The sequence below is a fragment of the Salipaludibacillus keqinensis genome (assembly GCF_003226325.1).
Classification (GTDB): Bacteria; Bacillota; Bacilli; order Bacillales; family Salisediminibacteriaceae; genus Salipaludibacillus; species Salipaludibacillus keqinensis.
This window is the reverse complement of record NZ_PDOD01000001.1, coordinates 824,647-841,906: the sequence shown is the minus strand read 5'-3', so window position 1 is coordinate 841,906 and position 17,260 is coordinate 824,647. Positions and strand designations below refer to the sequence as shown.

Here is a 17,260-nt window from a genome sequence, read left to right as displayed (position 1 = left end):
ACTGCGAAGATCAGCTGACAATCGTTAGCTGATTTTAAAATCGTTCTGTCAATTAAAACCAGCGACGTTCAGACTTCGCTCCGGACGCTGAACGTCGGCAACTTCAGCGTTTAGCGACGTTCAGACTTCGCTCACAACGCTGAACGTCGACAACTTCAGCGTTTAGCGACGTTCAGACTTCACTCCAACGCTGAACGTCGACAACTTCAGAGATTAGCGACGTTCAGACTTCGCTCCGGACACTGAACGTCGACAACTTCAGAGATTGGCGACGTTCAGACTCTGCTCACAACGCTGAACGTCGACAACTTCAGAGATTGGCGACGTTCAGACTTCGCTCCGGACACTGAACGTCGACAACTTCAGAGATTGGCGACGTTCAGACTCTGCTCACAACGCTGAACGTCGGCAACTTCAGCGTTTAGCGACGTTCAGACTTCACTCCGGCCACTGAACGTCGACAACTTCAGAGTTTAGCGACGTTCAGACTTCGCTCCGGCCACTGAACGTCGGCAACTTCAGAGTTTAGCGACGTTCAGACTTCGCTCCGGACGCTGAACGTCGACAACTCCCGAGATCAAGTTTTTATAAATGTCACTTACCATGCATGTATTTCATCCATTTTTTTACCTTCACACTAAAAATGAAATATCCTATACTAGAAACGATTGTCAGGCCTATGGACATCTGTAAAATCAGCTGATGCGATGTATAAAGACCTCCGCCTAGTCCGATCAATCCTAGTAAGCTTAAACTAAAAAATTTAGTTTTATTATTCTCATAAATCGTAAATTGAAACTGTCTTCGCTGCTCTTTTTCCTTTAAGTCCTCCAGTTTTTCAGGTAACTTAAGAAATTCAGTAAAAGAGTGAATCGTTTTAAATAAAGGGTGTGACTGCAGCCAATACCACACAAAGGACCATTTGTTATTCCCTTGTTCGGACAGCCACTCCATAAACACAGGCCTGAGAATTTCATTGAATTCATCTGCAGGTACTAACCGGCGAACCATCCCTTCCATGGTGACGAATGAACGCCCTAGAAATACAAACTTCGTTGGTACTTGAATAGGGAGCGCTTGGATCATATCATTCAGCTCTAATTTCACCTGCATCAGGTCCATTTCTTTCAGTTGTGACGTCTGGAAAGACATCAGCTCAGCTAACAATTTTTCGATCGTTTTTGGATCGGCTTCCGGAAGCAGAAAACCAAGGTCGGTTAAGCATTCTACGCCTTTTGCATAGTTTTTCGATAGGACACTCTCAATGAGCTCTTGAAAATAGGCGGCATCCTTTTTAGTCATTTCCCCTACCATCCCAAAGTCCAGCAAAATGACCTTTCCTTCGTTTGAAACGAGCACATTCCCGGAGTGAGGATCGGCATGAAACTTTCCTGGTTCTAGCCATTGAGGAAGAAACAGTTGAATGAGCTTTTGTGACAGCTCTTTAGGACTAATCCCCGCTTCCGTTAATCCCTTGTCATCTGTTAGCCTAATACCTTCCATCCATTCCATCACAAGCACCTTTGACGTACTGATGTCGGCATACACTTTTGGAATTTCCACAAACTCTTGCTTCTTGAACCGCTCTTGAAAAAACAGCAAATTGTCCTTTTCACGAGTAAAATCAAGTTCTTGTTCAATCACATGCTTTAGCTCTTCATATAACAGTTTGAGATTGATGAACCTTTTTGGAATAGGCGCAAAATGATTAGCAAACCAAATAATGATTTTTAACGTACGGAAATCGGTTTGGATGATCGATTCAATATTGGGTCGCAGAACCTTGATCGCCACCCCTTCCCCATCATTTAAAACACCTTTATACACTTCTCCAATAGAGGCAGAGGCAACGGCTTTTTTTTCAATAGTTTGAAGGTGCTGTTCAAGTGGCCCATTCCATTCCCCTTCAATCAATGCTTCTATCTCTTTCCATTCCGACGGAGGGACTTGATCGGTTAAATCTTGTATTTGATGGATGAACCCATTGGGCAGGATGTCTGAACGGATGCTTAGCAACTGTCCAATTTTAATGAGAAGTCCTTCAAGCTCAAATGCTGTTTCTCGAAACCTTTTACCTATTTTTGCCCACAGTTTTTCCCAATCGGCCTCAGATTTCTTGCTGATTTTGTACCAATAAATTTGTATAAATATAACAAAAGCCATGGAAAGCACCTTTGACATCCGCTTCAACTTACTATTAGAAGTCATCTCGCACCACTCTTTTCTTTTCAACTTTTGGGCAAAATTATCCCGAGGAGTCGCAAAGGAAACTTGAGCTATGTCACCACTAATTGAAAACCTTCCTCTTAGCTGAAGTATACCACTGTGTCAGCACTTCAGTAAGTTCCTTTTATATACTCGTGCTGCTAGTCGTGCTAACTATAACTACATTCCATTCCAACTATTAAAAACCCCCATGAAAGCTCACACCTTCATGCAGGTTCAAAAATCTAATTTCTATTGTGTATCTTACGTTAAAAGAAGTACTCCCTTACTTAGCTGTGACCTCGTGATTAGGTTTCGCCGCTTCCTCATACACATCCATCGCCGCTTGTACACCAGAACCGACATATAATTTCGCGCCGTGACGGAGAAGCACCGCTTCAAAGGCACCTAAAGTAAGTAAGATATTTCGTTTCTGACAGCTATATCCCATCGTACCGATCCGCCAAATCTTGCCGTGCAGAGGACCGAACGAGCTGGCAATCTCGATACCAAATTCCTCAAGTAGCATGGCTCTCACGGAGTCTCCGTGAATATTGGCGGGAATATTTACACAGGTCACTGTTGGCAACTTGCTCGCAGGATCGCCGAACAGTGAAAGACCCATCGCTTCTAGTCCAGCTACTAGCGCTTTTTCATTGAGCCGATGACGATCAAACCTTGCTGGCAAACCTTCTTGCAAGATGACTCGAAGCCCCTCATACAAACCATAAATCATGGAAGTCGCTTCTGTATGATGGTTTAACCTTGCTGGGCTCCAATAATCTTGCAGTTGGCTCAGATCCAAGTAATTACTGCGAATGCGCCTTCCGATACCCCCGGATCGACCACCTTGGGGAGACATCCCACCTTTATTTTCTCCCGGAGGAATTAATCCTTTTTCAATGGATTTACGCTCGTTCAATATCTGTTCAATACGATCGTTATAAGTAAGTGGTGCTAAACCAGAGGGAACAGATAAGCATTTTTGTGTACCGGTGATCAGGCCATCGATGTTCCATTCGTCTGTTTTCACATCGGTTCCTCCGACGGTAGCGACAGCATCGACAATGAGCAACATGTCCAGATCCCGGCAAGCTTGGCCGATGTCCTTTAACGGCTGCATCCGCCCAGTAGATGTATCACCATGAACCATCGCAACAACTTTAGGCTTCACACGTTCCATTTCTGCAATAACCTGTGCAGGTTCAAACACCTTTCCCCATTCACATGCCATGAGGTGAACTTCTGCACCGCTCCGTTCAGCAATTTCTGTAAGTAAATAACCAAACCTTCCGAAGCACGGGATCAACACGCGATCCCCTTCTTCAATGACACTGCAAAGCATGGCTTCAATGCCTGCTCGGGAAGTCCCATCAACGGGAAATGCCCAATGATTGTCTGTTTGAAGTACTTTACGCAACGAAACCATCGTGTCGTTCATAATCTGAGTGAACCCAGGATCGAACTGGCCTAAAATGGACGAAGACATGGCCTTTAGGACACTCGGTTCTGCTTCCACAGGACCCGGGGTCATGATCGTTCGAGGCGGAATATGGAGTATAGGTGGTTGTGACATGGTGTTGCCTCCTTTTTGTTCATTTCGCAAGCTTAATTAATGATTGAAAGAGTACCTCTGTCCCAGCGGCACAATCCCCTTTGCTCGTCCATTCTTTCGGATTATGACTGATGCCATCTTTCGACCGGACGAAAATCATACCCATATTAGTCAACTTAGACATAATGAGTGAGTCATGCCCCGCTCCACATGGCAACTTAGCTACCGGAAACTGCAATTCTTGAAAAGATTCTTCCAATATCTTTACTATTTCAGGTGAACAAGAAGCTGGATCGACTTCTTTTTTCACTTCAATAGTCCAGGTTATCCCTCGTTTTTCACTAGCTTTTGCAACGGACAAGTACACATCTTTTACCATCAATTGTCGCTCATGGCTATCAACGTGACGAAGATCAACGGTGAAAACCGCCTTCCCCGGGATAATATTCACGCCTCCTGGTTCTACCTTTAACGATCCTACGGTTCCAACTCCCTGATGAGAAATCGCTGTCTTTTCTACGTCAAGCATGACCTCTGCCATCACTAAGGAAGCATCTTTTCTCATGTTCATCGGTGTCGCTCCCGCATGATCGGCACTCCCTTCTAACTGAACTTCCAACCAGACGGGGCCTTGGATATCTGTGACAATACCCACAGACAAGTCCATCTCTTCTAGCACTTTCCCTTGTTCGATATGCATTTCAATATACGCTTTCATTTCTTCTGGTTTACGCACTGCTTCTTTATATTTAGTCGGATCGAGTTTCGCCTTGATAAAGGCTTCCCGGTAAGAGATGCCATTCTGATCTGTTAGTTCAAAGGCGTCTTCTTTTAAAACACCGGCCATGGCCTTGCTTCCGATGTAGCCTGTTCCAAATCTGGAACCTTCTTCGTCGGTAAAGGAAATGACCTCAATCGAATGAGTTAACGTTACATTCGCTTCTTTCATGGAGCGAACGGCTTCAATAGCCCCGAGAACGCCTAGAGCACCATCAAATCCGCCACCATGATTCACAGTATCCGTATGGGACCCAACGATCACCGATGGGGCTAGAGGATCTGTCCCATTTAATTTCCCGATCACATTTCCTACAGCGTCCATTCGAACCTCAAGTCCCACTTCTTTCATTAATTGAATTACATACTGTTTTGCTTCCAGTTCTTCTTCACTTAGTGAGAGTCTCGTGATCCCTTGGTCTCTATTCGGACTGGCACCAATTTCAGCCAACTCCATTAAAGTTTGCCAAAGCCTTTGTTCATTGATGTTCGACGTCTTGATCAATATAGACACCCCTTCCGTGTTTTCTCTCAGTCTCTTTCTATGATTCATCCTATTTCTGACACTTCAATAATCGTATTGTATGATTTTGGAGGAAAAAATTCATTATGAACATGAACCAATAATCAGGCTTATTATTGTACAAAGTAACTAAAATAGAGCTTCTCATTTTCCTGCCCATGTAAGAGCCATTAGACAAGAGAGAAGCTCTATTTCTTCTATGGGCAGTTGCCCTTGATTCTCTATTTTTCGAGTAAATGGCTAATCTCAAATGTGGCCATTTCCTCTAAGGCTTCTGCCATCTCTTCCGCTGATCGCAGCAACACGATCTCCCCTTTTTCAGCAGTGGCTTTCGTGGCGTCTCCCGCCGTGCCGCCTTTAGAGAGGTCATTGATTTTCCAAGCGACACGAACCTTGTTTTTCAAGCTCAAGTAAGCATGATCCTTTATGGGTGGAAATTCTGACGTTCGTAACTCTTCATGCACCCAAGAAGGTTTTACTGCCATCACCATCGATGTTTCCACATCTCCCCCATGAATGCCCCATTCCAATTCTTCTTCCGTAAAAATGTCGCCTATGTTTGAAGATCCCGAGGAGGTGATAAACACCATCATGTCCGTTTCTATATGAATTTCTCGTGCCACCATATTTAATAAATCAACATTGCCACCATGAGAATTGTACAAGACCAATCTTCGGAACCCGCTCCTCGATAAACTTCTAGCAATATCAAGAATGATCCCTTGCAAATGAGTGGATGACAACGAAATCGTTCCTGGAAAATCCACATGCTCATTGCTTTTTCCATAAGATAAAGGGGGGATGAGCCAAATGTTGCTATCTGGCGCTACATGCTCCATCGTTTTCGTAATCGATGCTTCCGAAATCAACGAATCTGTCATGAGCGGGAGATGGGATCCATGCTGTTCCACCGCCCCTATAGGTAAAATAATCAACGCATCCTCTTTATTCAACTCTTCCACTTCTTTATATGATAGTCTCGGTAAGAATTTCTCTTCCCAAGCTTTCCCTTCAAAACGAGTAAACAAGCGAACCCTCTCCTTTTATGAAAAACTACTAAGCTATTTTTTTACAGTAAGTGTTCATAGATGATCCAATTCTTTCTTTGTGAACTTACCTGACACAACAATGTTCCTCTATAGATGGACGAAGGAGAAATCTTCTCCTTCGTCCCTTTTCCTCCTATTGTTCAGGTAAGAACTCCGTCGTGAACGCTTCGGTTACGTCCAACTCTTCATTCAACAACTCCAAATCAAGCAAGATCTCCATTAAATTCTGCCAATGATCTTCCGTCATGTAGCCTACACCATGTTCTTCCGCTTCATATCCATACACGAGAGGCTGCAAGGCTTCTGCACTGTATTCCAGTTGCTCCGTTGACATCTCTGGATTATATTCTTGAATAAACGGAATGACTTCTTCATGGTTATCTTTGTAGAAGTTCCAGCCTTCAATAGACGCTTCCACATACGCTTGAACGACTTCCGGCTGTTCTTCAATCATTTGTTCTGTCGTAAAGAGTAAGTTCCCATACACTTCAAATCCAGACTCCCCATTTAGAAGCCAATCTACTTCTACACCCTCGTTTGCTAGATTAAAAGGTTCTGAAGTCATGTAAGATTGAGAGACAGCTTCTTCATTTTCCATGAACATGGTGCTGTCGCCCGTATACGAATATTCATTTACATCAAGATCAAATTCAGATTTCATATATTCAAAAAATCCAGCTCCTGGTGATACATAGACATCGCGGCCATTTAAGTCTGTGAACTCCTCAATGTCTTGTCCTTCATGGAACATGAGAGCTTGCGGGCTTTGTTGGAAAATACCAGCAATAGCCACGAGAGGAATCCCATCATTTCTTGCCATCAAGATTTCATCCGTCGATCCCATCCCGAAATCCACTTGACCTGAAGCAACAAGCTGAGTATTCGAAACGCCACCACCGCCAGCTTGGATCGTCATATCCAACCCTGCATCTTCATAAAATCCTTGCATATGAGCGGCGAATTGACCGCCTTGTTCAGCCTGAGCGTACCAGTTCGTTAATTGCTCCACTTCAATTAAATCTTCCGTGGTTGAATCATTGCTTCCCTCTTCAGTATTGTTAACTTCATCCGCTTCTGCAGTAGCACCCTCATTCTCATCATTTCCACAAGCCGCCACCGAAACCGAAGTCAGAATAATCAGACTAGCAACTCCATACCTCTTCCACTTTACAGCCTGTCCTCTTAAAAAACTCATGTTTAGTACCCCTCTCTCCCGCTATCTTTTAGTTTGTCACTTCTTGTCCAGTCTTCCAACTTTGCATTTGCTTCGTAATACATACCCAAGCACTGTTGCGATACACCCACCTGCCCACTGGCGTCCAGGAGAAAAGCTCGTTCACCGTCGTCGCGTCAAAGATGGTAAAACTCACCGGATTCCCTTCCTTCATGCCATACTTGTCTAATCCCATTAGTTCTGCAGGAATTTCTGTCACCATTCTTAAGGTCATGAGCTTATCTGCCTCACTATTCATGTGAGCAGCGTAAGTAGACAGTCTGCCTATTTCGACTAAGTCTCCTTTTCCAAAGGGGTGGAAGGGATCTTGAATATTGTCGCTAGCTACAGCGGTCTTCACACCTGCTCCCGTTAACTCCTTCACTCGAGTCACACCTCTTCTGATCAACCCTTTGTCGTTTCTCCCTTGCAAATACATGTTGGCTCCCGGCAACGTAATCACATTCAACTTCGCCTCAGAGATATTAGCGATCGTCTCGTCTGCTTTCTCTTGACTCATCGCCGCAAGGGAACATAAATGACCTACATTAACCTTTCCCTGAAAGCCAAACTGAATCGTTTGCCTAGCAATTTCATTCACCGTTTCTATGCTTGGATCATCACTCTCATCAGAATGGAGATCGATCGGTTTTCCCATTTTTTCAGCCATTTGAAAGGTTTGCAGGATAGATTCTTTCGGTTGATCTGACAGATGAGGAGCTCCCCCAATGCCATCTAAGCCTTCTCTTAAACCTAGTTCAAGAATCTCCTTCCCCCTTGCCGACAATTGCGTCAAGTCACACATCGGAAAAAATTGCAGATCCGCCATAGGTTTCATTTCTTCTTTCACTTCCAAGGCTGCCTCAATCGTTCGCTGAGCGATTTCTCCTCCATCACTCATATTAAAATCCAAATGAGACCGAAGAGCTGAAGTGCCAAACGACACCGCATGGTTCACCGTCTTCTTCATTCTCTCTTTGATCACTTCTTTAGAAAAATCAGGTGAAGCTTGTTTGAAATTTTGAATCGCTTCTAACAAGGTACCGGATTCATTCCCAATGGAATCAATCGTGTAGGCTTTGTCTAGGTGAACATGAGCATCAATCAATCCAGGTAAAACCATTTTGGCCTTGGCATCATATTTCATTTCCATGGCATCACAATCCGATTTTTCCTCGATACTCATAAAGGAATTATCATGAATATAATGATCTTGAGTGGTGATTGACGTCCAAATCCCTTGTGAAGCTTTAAGAGTCATTAGTTTATATGTGTTTAGTAATGGGATGCTGGCGTTAATGATATGCAGGTCCACGAAAATCCTCCTGTCGTTGCTTATTGTTGGTCCATTTCTGATTCGTGCCAAGAGCTTAATAGGAGCTTCGATATATAATTGATAATGAGAAAGAAGCCAATGCCAAGGACCGATGCAGCGAGTCCACAGGCAAACAAGTATGCTGTTTGAATATTCGAAGCAGCAACCGTGATCGCATAGCCTAGTCCACCTCGGCCACCACCGATCCCTGCGATATATTCTCCTGCTATGACACCTATTGTGGCTAAAGTACAAGAGATTTTCAGTCCTGCTACGATATAAGGTAAGGCCGCAGGAAGCCGTAATCGCCACATCGTTTGAAATTTAGACGCATTGTATAAAGAAAACAGATTACGCAAGTTACTATCCGTTGAATTGAGACCGACCAATGTATTCGAGAGCATCGGGAAGAATCCAATCAAAAAGGCAATAATAACGATCGCATTCGTTCCTGCTCCAAACCAAATCACAATGATCGGGGCAATGGCGATAATCGGGATCGTTTGCAATAACACTACGTAAGGATAGAGAGCTTTCTCAATCACTTTAGACGATGCAAGTAATACAGCCCCAGATATTCCTAATACGACACTCATAATGAATCCCATTAACGCCGATGAGATGGTGACGAACATGGCTCCCAACAAGTTCTCACTGTTGGCGACTGCGGCAAGATAGATGTCACTCGGTGCTGGTAAAATGTAATGAGCTATGCCAGTCGCCCGGCAAAATAGCTCCCACCCTCCTACGAAAACGACAAAAACGAGAATCGGCAACGACACTTTTTTCAACAATGAGAACAAAATGGTTTGTATATCAAAGGACCATTTCTTTTCTTTGATTAGCGAGGTGGACAAAGCGGGATTTTTCATAGACATGCTATTCACTCCTTCTATTTGGATCGCGTTTCCTCATTTCATTCTGATCGTTCAAGTTTTCCAGATAGCTTCTTCTATTCAAAGGGTTTTATTCAACTACTTTTAAGAGTTACTTCAATGCCATACTTAATTTTCCGGGATTCAACAAATCTAATGGATCGTTTATTTTCTTCTTCTCTAAAATTTTCTCGAAATAACCGTTTTTATCTCTTGGAAGTAAAAAAGTATGAGGATCATTCACACTCACTCCGATTGATTCCAGATAATCAATGATTTCATACAGCCTCTCTTTGCTTTTATACTGAATAATTGGCAATGACCCAAGTCGTATTTCTCCATTTGCAAGCATCCACTCCACGTGGATAAACACCTCCCTAGGAAATTTATTCTTAATATTCTGAATTTGATCGAGATAATGAGAATTAGAAAAACCACACTGTAAGTACGTTAATTCAGGGTCATATTTCAACGCCCAAAGCGTCGTATGATTCCAGGTAAAGTCGGATAAGCCCATCTGTTTGTGATAAGCTTCTGCATCAATCACATGGACGATGCTTCCTTGAAATTCATCGGCCAATCCTTTAATCTCTTCTAAATTCTCCTCTTCTACTTCTAATAACGCGACAGACGACCCTTCCTCGTAATAGTTCAATAATGGGGTGAAATAGGAAGAAATGGGCGGTTCTGCTCCGCTGACTAACCTCTTTTTAATAGTAGGATCCTTAGATAATTTCTCCGTGAATAGCAACATATTTTCCATATCAGCAAATTGAACAATGACTTGCTCCCACTCTGTTTTTGGTGCGGTTCGCATTTTCAGTTGGGTCATGATCCCACTTGTCCCGTAATTATGAATGTAGGCGTCTAACTCTTCACCTGAAACGACCAATCTTCTCGGTTTTGCTTCAAGGGTATAAATCACCGCTTCAATGATATTGCCATCCCATACGCTTCCCCACGTGATAGAGCCGATGCCACCGCTTCCTCCTGAAAAAAAGCCTCCGGCAGTTGCCTTTACGTACGTACTAGGATAAATACAAAGTTCCTGTCCCTTTTCCCGCAGCTCTTTTTCTAGTCTGCCTAATTTGACCCCACATTGAACATCAGCATATCCTTCACCCACTTCAATGATGGTGTTTAATTGGCTTAAATCGAGAAGGATACCGCCTTCAAGGGGAACTGCTTGTCCGTAATTCCCTGTTCCTGCTCCTCTCGTCGTAATGGGAATTCTTCGCTCGTAAGCAAAACTTAGGATTTGTGCTACCTCTTCTTCGGTCGATGGTTTACACACACCATCCGCTACCTTGTTCTTTAGTTCTGCATCTAACACGGGAGAGTACCAAAAATAATCCTTAGAAAGCTTGTCCCTCGTCTTCTCATCTACAAGAAACACCTTTTCTCCTACTAACTCTTCCATGTCTTTTTTCCATTCTACTAGCATACCCATCTCTCCCTTCTAATGATCTAACACTTTGGATACGTCCCCGACTAATTCACCAAACTCCGGTGTTGTTCTAAATTGATCCCCTCTTGGATATGCGTACGGCACTTCTATATTCGACGAGATTTTCCCTGGACCAGGTGTCATAACGGCGACCTTAGAGGATAAATAAACAGCTTCAAAGACGTTATGCGTAATAAATAGGACGGTCATGCTGCTGTCCTTTTGCCAAATATTCAATAATTCTTCTTGCAAAGATTGTCTTGTAATTTCATCCAACGCTCCAAAAGGTTCATCCATTAAGAGTAACCTCGGTCGTGTCACAAGCGCTCTAGCAATGGATACTCTCATTTTCATGCCACCTGACAATTCCCTTGGAAGCATGGTGGTCGTATGAGCCAAGCCAACTAATTCCAACACTCGTTCTGCTTCTGCATACCGTTCCTTTTTAGACACGCCCTTTAACTGCAATGGCAATGCCACATTGTCTCTCACGTTTTTCCAAGGTAGGAGTGTATGATCTTGGAACACAAAAGCCACTTCGTTTTGTTTTCTCGCTTCATCAGGAGAATGTCCGAAGATTTCTAACTCCCCATTCGTATGATCTTCTAGACCAGTAATCATCTTAAAGATGGTTGATTTCCCGCATCCTGATGGACCGACAAAACAAATGAATTCTCCTTCCTTAATTTCAAGATTGACATCTTTTACTGCCGTTGTTCCATTAGGGAAAATTTTACTTAAACCACTCATATTCACTAACACATTTTTCGTCTTTACAGTCATGCCGATCACCTCATTACACTTGGATTTTAAGTAGAGCAATAACGCTCGTGAAACATCTTTGTTTTCTCTGGAACGGTTTCCGCTAAAAGCTGGCCGTTTCGAATGACATATCGAGGCGACACACCTCTTCTAATCAAATCGTGGGTATTCGTTGCTTCAAAGAGAAGGAAATTTGCGTGATCACCCGTATTCAAGCCGTATTTCTTGAGTCCCAACACCTTTGCCGCATGATAGGTAATCATATTCAATCCAACTTGAAAGTCCTTCGTTCCTGTCATATGGGCGAGATGTAGCAGCATATGCACCGCCGTGAGCATCGACCCGTTGCCTAAGGGATAGAAGGGACTCATAAAATCATCATGGGCACACGCCACGTTGATTCCTTTGGCATGTAAGTCTTTTACTCGAGTAATCCCTCTCCCTTTTGGATAGGGAGCTTGCTTCCCCTGCATGACCGAATTAATTAAGGGGCAGGTGACGACATTCATTTTTGACTGGGCGATCGTATTCAAGAGCTTCGATACGTAAGCTTCTTGATAATAGTTCATCGCATTGGCATGGCTCACTGTGACTCTGTCGTGTAGGCCCGTATCAATAGCCAAAGATGCCACCGTTTCGATAAATTTAGAATCAGGGTCATCCGTTTCGTCACAGAAAATATGGACAAACGTTTGATGTTGCTCAGCTAACTCAAAACATAGGTTGAGTGATTCCAAGCCCTTCTCTCTCGTATGTTCTAAGTGGGGCACAGCACTAACGCCGTCCACCCCATAAGAGAAGGCTTGTTTAAGCAGATCCACTCCCCTTTCAGAAGACATCAACCCATTTTGCGGAAAAGCGATTAGTTGAAGTTCTGCTATGTTAGAAACTTCTTCTTTCACTTTTACCAAGGCCTTTAATCCTGTAAGTTCAGGTGAAGAGACATCCACCATGACTCTGAAATGAAGAACTCCCTTTGATGCCATTTCATAGATCACTTTTTTCGCCCGATCGATCACATCCTCTTCTGTCATGGATTGCTGATACTCGTTCCACAATTGAATGCCTTCTAATAATGTTCCAGAGTGGTTCTCTATTTTTCCAAAGGTGAGGGCTGTATCTAAATGGATGTGCGTCTCAACAAAAGGCGGCACAATCACCATGCCGTCTGCATCAATCACTTGTGTAGCTGGTGAATCACTAGAACCAAGTTCCTCTATTCTCCCGTTCGCGCACGTGACATTAAAGGGCTTCCCTTCTTCAATTGCGCGCACATTTTTTACTAGTAGATCATTCATGCTCATGCCTCCATAGTAGGTAAGTGGTTCGGATATGCAGCTTGATCAACTCCCTCTGTATGTACTGTATCCACCAGGAGCAATCAACAAAGGAACATGAAAATGTTTATGCTTATTCGAGATGCCGAAGCTCACTGGTACCACATTCAAGAACGGTGGTTCATCTTGTTCAACGCCCATCTCATGAAAATAGGCTGCAACGTGAAACAACAATTCATAGCGCCCCGTATCCATCATCTCTTCATCTAATAACGGCTCGTCCAGTCGCCCATCTGAATTGGTCCGTTCCTCACGAAGTTTCTCGTAGTCCCCTGTGATCCCATTGAACTTCCACAATTCGATTCGCAGCCCTTCAGCTGGTTGACCGATGCTTGTATCTAACACGTGAGTTGTCAGTTTCCCAGTCATATTAGTCTTCCTCTCGTTCCAAGTCTTCTGGAGTGACACTAAACCCTTGAAAGCCATAAGGGGGACGGGGATCGGTAAAGACTTTTCCTTCTCCTGAACTTGGAATCTCGTCTAGGATCGTCTCCCATGTTCGATTATTCGATTCGAAAGAGACCTCTTTTAATTGCGGAAACCTTGTGAGAATTCGCTTGCCTATTTCATAAATTAACTTTTGAATCGAGGGAGAATCTACTTGATGAAAAATGGTTTGGGCTATGTCTTTCACTTGTTCTGCACAAACATATTTTGTTGGATCGTCACCATAGCCGTCTCCTTCAACATGATATTTCCAATAAATGTTTAAATAAATAAACAACGGCCGATCATACGTTTCTGGTAAAGTGGTAAACTCATCTTTAATGTAGCCGTGAAACGAACTTCCTTTTACTTTTACTAAATGCAACTCTTCGATTCCACTTTGTTGGGATGCCACGTTGTACTCGGCGTCTCCCCGTTCCAATTCCATCGTGGCGGTCGGCTTTTCAAGAATGCCTTCTTTAAAAACTTTGTTACTTCCTTCGCTTCCACTTTCCGTTTCTAACGTAATTTCCTTGAATGGGAACTGACGTCCTGACATTTCAATCGCCTGAATGTGAGAATACTTATTTAGAAACTTTTCACTAACAAAAGCGAGGAATCCCTCCATGGTTGCCCCTTCGTACTCCCCAGCATGGTATAGGATAAAGTTTTTCATTGAGTCTGTTGCGACGATCAACGAATTATCTCCTTCTGTAAAGGAAGAAAGGAAAGCCTCTCCTTTCAATGAAACTTGGATGTCCATCCCTAGAATGATATTACTTCTGCAACTGAAGCTGGATTCCGGTATGTTCTTGATTCCTTCAAGGGGTTTCGCATACGTACGATAAACGAACACATCCCCTTTTCCGTAATACATCGTTCGCTTTGCTGTTGCTGGTTTGTTTGCCATTTTCGACTCCATGTTCTCACGTCCTATCCATAAGTTAATTTGTTATGCTAGATTTGAAGGTGCATGGTCCATCACTAGATCATCTAATCTGAACTTTGCGATTTTACTTACTTCTTGTAAAGCTGTTTCCATTTCACTGTCATACGAATGAGAGTACCTTTTTTGCATTTGTGCCAGAATGTTTTCTTTCGATTGTCCTTTCACGGCCATAATAAACGGAAAGCCGAATTTCTCTGTATAGTTTTTATTTAATTCTGAAAATTTATTGTATTCTTGGGCAGTTAATTGGCTTAATCCAGCGCCTTCTTGTTCTTGCTTTGAGGCGTCTGAGATAGATAGCTTCGTTCCAAGATCAGGGTGGGCTCTTAATAGTGATAATTGTAAAGTAGTCTCTGCTATCATCATTTCATGGACCATCTTGTCATGCATTTCTTCAACACTGACAAAAGGGTGGTGCTTCCAAGAGTGTTGAGCGACCCAAGGTGAATGCTCGAACACAGCGCCGATCGTTGCGGTGAATTCAGGTTTCGTTAAGTCATTGACATCTTGCAAGGAATACATGTTTGGCTGCACCTTCTTTCTTCAATTCTTTGATACTCACATCTTATATAGGAAATAGCCGACGGTCATTGTACATGATTACTAAAAATCTACAAATTCTTTGTATAGAAAAACTAACAAACTGCTAAAATTTGTGATTCCGTTCAAGCCTCGAAAGAACCATGGTCAAAAGGATAAAAGTGGAAAGAAGGAAGCACTAAGAAATTAAAGCGTTTCCATTGGTGCGAAGCTTGCGAGAGGTTTTTTAACAACAGCACCCGTAAGATTATCTGACTGTTCTTCTTTTCCTACTGAGCAAGTCGATTTTACCTGAACATGGAAGTACGAAAAACGATTTTTGAGAAGGTCCCATCTATTGAAACTTCCTTAAGGCACCTGGATGAGACGTCCCTAAACTCCCCTGCTGAATTTGTTTTTTAACCTTGAAAGGAGCGAATAGGTCTAGTCACCTTTGTTTCGCTCCTCCTTTTTCCTCCATTAGGAGATATTTGGTATTCGATGAATCAGACGTCGAATCGATTTATCTGCTTCTTTTAGGACGAGTTGTTTATCGACTGTTTTCATCACTCTGTTTTCCATGATAATCTTTCCGTGAATGATGGTCGTCTCCACATCGGCCCGTGTCGTTGAGTAGACGATGCGAGAAATGGTATCTACATCATAGGAAGGATATATATGAAAATCGTTTAAATTTAAAATGATGAGATCCGCCTTTTTGCCGACTTCTAAACTTCCGATCTCGTTTTCCATCCCCATTGCTTTCGCTCCATCAATCGTCGCCATTCTAAATACGGTCTTGGCGTCCATCGCAGTCGGTCCGTATTGAGGCTTGTGAATAAGAGCAGCCATTCTCATTTCGTTTAACATATCCAAATTATTATTGCACGGCGCACCATCAGCTCCAAGACTAACGCAGACGTGAGCATCCAATAAACTTGGTATTTCCGCAAACCCTGAGGCAAGTTTCATGTTGGATCCTGGACAATGGGTGACATTGACTCGTTTTTGTTGAATGATCCGTTTTTCAGCTTCATTTAACCAGACGCAGTGCGCGAGGATTAACCGCTCATTTGCTAGACCGAGGTGATCCAAATATTCTACGTTTCTCATTCCAGTCTCTCTTTCTACTATCTCAATTTCCCCTTTGTTTTCCGAAGCGTGAGTGTGAACGTGGACTTGATGTTTTTCTGACAATGCGCTTACTTCTCTTAATAGTTCCTCTGTACAGGAAACGACAAATCTTGGCGAGAAGGCGTAGTTGATTCTTCCTCCCCCTTTTCGATGCCATTTCTCCATCAAATCCACACTTTGCTGAATGGACTCGGTCGTTTCTTCTTGGAGCCTCTTTGGTACTTCGTTTCCTTTGTCCATCATCACCTTTCCAGATAACGCCCTCATGCCCGTTTGTTCAATTGCTTGAAACGCAAAGTCCGTATGGTGGACGGTTTCCATATCGACAATCGATGTGGTGCCGCTTTGAATTAACTCGCCTAGACCGAGAAGGGCCGAATAATAAATTGATTCTTCGTCATGAGCAGCCTCTAACGGCCATATTCGCTTTTTCAACCAATCCATCAGTTCCAAATCATCTCCTTTTCCTCGAAAAATCGTCTGGCAAAGGTGAATATGCGTTTGAATAAATCCAGGCGTCACGACGCGATTTGTCGCATCAATAACTTTTTCCGCCTCTGGATAGTGCAGATGAGTTCCCATATCTTTGATCGTATCTCTCTCAATATAAATGTCACCGATAAACTGATCATCTTGCGCATTCATCGTAATAATTTCAGCATTTTTTATCAATATCGTTGTCATATGATCTACTCCTCTCTCATGTTAACTACGTTCACCTTTCTCGCTCTCTCTGTTCGTCGCCAACCTCTCATGTTAGCGACGTTCAGCTCTGCCTCTCCTTCTGAACGTCGCTAATCTCTCATGTTGCCGACGTTTAGCGTTGCCTCTCCTTCTGAACGTCGCTAATCTCTCATGTTAGAGACGTTCAGCGCTGCCTCTCCTTCTGAACGTCGCTAATCTCTCATGTTGCCGACGTTTAGCGTTGCCTCTCCTTCTGAACGTCGCTAATCTCTCATGTTAGCGACGTTCAGCGCTGCCTCTCCTTCTGAACGTCGCTAATCTCTCATGTTGCCGACGTTCAGCGCTGCCTCTCCTTCTGAACGTCGCTAATCTCTCATGTTAACGACGTTTAGCGTTGCCTCTCCTTCTGAACGTCGCTAATCTCTCATGTTGCCGACGTTCAGCGCTGCCTCTCCTTCTGAACGTCGCTAATCTCTCATGTTAGCGACGT

Annotated in this window: 14 protein-coding genes; all 14 read right to left on the bottom strand. The window is 43.3% G+C overall.

Annotated elements, in window-relative coordinates:
• Positions 1-594: 594 nt before the first annotated feature.
• Positions 595-2,208: an ABC1 kinase family protein gene (locus CR194_RS04310; RefSeq protein WP_110608393.1), complete on the bottom strand. Its 1,614-nt coding sequence runs from the start codon at positions 2,206-2,208 to the stop codon at positions 595-597.
• A 283-nt stretch (positions 2,209-2,491) separates the two neighbouring features.
• The gene (locus tag CR194_RS04305; RefSeq protein ID WP_110608392.1) at positions 2,492-3,781 is read right to left on the bottom strand and encodes a pyridoxal-phosphate-dependent aminotransferase family protein; all 1,290 of its coding nucleotides are present in this window, start codon (positions 3,779-3,781) and stop codon (positions 2,492-2,494) included.
• 19 nt (positions 3,782-3,800) lie between these two features.
• Positions 3,801-5,051: a Zn-dependent hydrolase gene (locus CR194_RS04300; protein WP_233254221.1), complete on the bottom strand. Its 1,251-nt coding sequence runs from the start codon at positions 5,049-5,051 to the stop codon at positions 3,801-3,803.
• Between the two features lie 230 nt (positions 5,052-5,281).
• The gene (locus tag CR194_RS04295) at positions 5,282-6,088 is read right to left on the bottom strand and encodes a creatininase family protein (RefSeq protein ID WP_110608390.1); all 807 of its coding nucleotides are present in this window, start codon (positions 6,086-6,088) and stop codon (positions 5,282-5,284) included.
• A gap of 154 nt (positions 6,089-6,242) precedes the next feature.
• On the bottom strand, positions 6,243-7,304 hold the full coding sequence (locus CR194_RS04290; RefSeq protein ID WP_110608389.1) for an ABC transporter substrate-binding protein: 1,062 nt from the start codon (positions 7,302-7,304) through the stop codon (positions 6,243-6,245).
• A gap of 28 nt (positions 7,305-7,332) precedes the next feature.
• The gene (locus tag CR194_RS04285) at positions 7,333-8,637 is read right to left on the bottom strand and encodes an amidohydrolase family protein (protein WP_233254220.1); all 1,305 of its coding nucleotides are present in this window, start codon (positions 8,635-8,637) and stop codon (positions 7,333-7,335) included.
• Between the two features lie 20 nt (positions 8,638-8,657).
• On the bottom strand, positions 8,658-9,515 hold the full coding sequence (locus CR194_RS04280; RefSeq protein ID WP_110608388.1) for an ABC transporter permease: 858 nt from the start codon (positions 9,513-9,515) through the stop codon (positions 8,658-8,660).
• 109 nt (positions 9,516-9,624) lie between these two features.
• On the bottom strand, positions 9,625-10,956 hold the full coding sequence (locus tag CR194_RS04275) for an FAD-binding oxidoreductase (RefSeq protein WP_110608387.1): 1,332 nt from the start codon (positions 10,954-10,956) through the stop codon (positions 9,625-9,627).
• A gap of 15 nt (positions 10,957-10,971) precedes the next feature.
• Entirely contained in the window at positions 10,972-11,742 is a 771-nt protein-coding gene (locus CR194_RS04270) for an ABC transporter ATP-binding protein (protein WP_110608386.1), read from the bottom strand.
• A 26-nt stretch (positions 11,743-11,768) separates the two neighbouring features.
• The gene (locus CR194_RS04265) at positions 11,769-13,019 is read right to left on the bottom strand and encodes an amidohydrolase family protein (protein ID WP_110608385.1); all 1,251 of its coding nucleotides are present in this window, start codon (positions 13,017-13,019) and stop codon (positions 11,769-11,771) included.
• Between the two features lie 45 nt (positions 13,020-13,064).
• Positions 13,065-13,427, bottom strand: coding sequence for a hydroxyisourate hydrolase (gene uraH, locus CR194_RS04260; RefSeq protein WP_110608384.1), 363 nt, complete (start codon positions 13,425-13,427; stop codon positions 13,065-13,067).
• Between the two features lies 1 nt (position 13,428).
• A complete protein-coding gene (gene pucL / locus CR194_RS04255) occupies positions 13,429-14,406 on the bottom strand; it encodes a factor-independent urate hydroxylase (RefSeq protein ID WP_233254219.1) in 978 nt (325 codons plus the stop codon).
• 30 nt (positions 14,407-14,436) lie between these two features.
• On the bottom strand, positions 14,437-14,955 hold the full coding sequence (uraD, locus tag CR194_RS04250) for a 2-oxo-4-hydroxy-4-carboxy-5-ureidoimidazoline decarboxylase (RefSeq protein ID WP_110608383.1): 519 nt from the start codon (positions 14,953-14,955) through the stop codon (positions 14,437-14,439).
• A 477-nt stretch (positions 14,956-15,432) separates the two neighbouring features.
• Positions 15,433-16,770: a 5'-deoxyadenosine deaminase gene (locus tag CR194_RS04245; protein ID WP_110608382.1), complete on the bottom strand. Its 1,338-nt coding sequence runs from the start codon at positions 16,768-16,770 to the stop codon at positions 15,433-15,435.
• Positions 16,771-17,260 lie beyond the last annotated feature (490 nt).

Coding starts and splice junctions, on each gene's coding strand:
- CR194_RS04280 (WP_110608388.1), bottom strand. CDS start 9,515: ATGTCTATGAAAAATCCCGCTTTGTCCACCTCGCTAATCAAAGAAAAG.
- uraD (WP_110608383.1), bottom strand. CDS start 14,955: ATGTATTCCTTGCAAGATGTCAATGACTTAACGAAACCTGAATTCACC.
- CR194_RS04270 (WP_110608386.1), bottom strand. CDS start 11,742: ATGACTGTAAAGACGAAAAATGTGTTAGTGAATATGAGTGGTTTAAGT.
- CR194_RS04265 (WP_110608385.1), bottom strand. CDS start 13,019: ATGAATGATCTACTAGTAAAAAATGTGCGCGCAATTGAAGAAGGGAAG.
- CR194_RS04305 (WP_110608392.1), bottom strand. CDS start 3,781: ATGTCACAACCACCTATACTCCATATTCCGCCTCGAACGATCATGACC.
- CR194_RS04275 (WP_110608387.1), bottom strand. CDS start 10,956: ATGCTAGTAGAATGGAAAAAAGACATGGAAGAGTTAGTAGGAGAAAAG.
- uraH (WP_110608384.1), bottom strand. CDS start 13,427: ATGACTGGGAAACTGACAACTCACGTGTTAGATACAAGCATCGGTCAA.
- CR194_RS04245 (WP_110608382.1), bottom strand. CDS start 16,770: ATGACAACGATATTGATAAAAAATGCTGAAATTATTACGATGAATGCG.
- CR194_RS04290 (WP_110608389.1), bottom strand. CDS start 7,304: ATGAGTTTTTTAAGAGGACAGGCTGTAAAGTGGAAGAGGTATGGAGTT.
- pucL (WP_233254219.1), bottom strand. CDS start 14,406: ATGGAGTCGAAAATGGCAAACAAACCAGCAACAGCAAAGCGAACGATG.
- CR194_RS04310 (WP_110608393.1), bottom strand. CDS start 2,208: ATGACTTCTAATAGTAAGTTGAAGCGGATGTCAAAGGTGCTTTCCATG.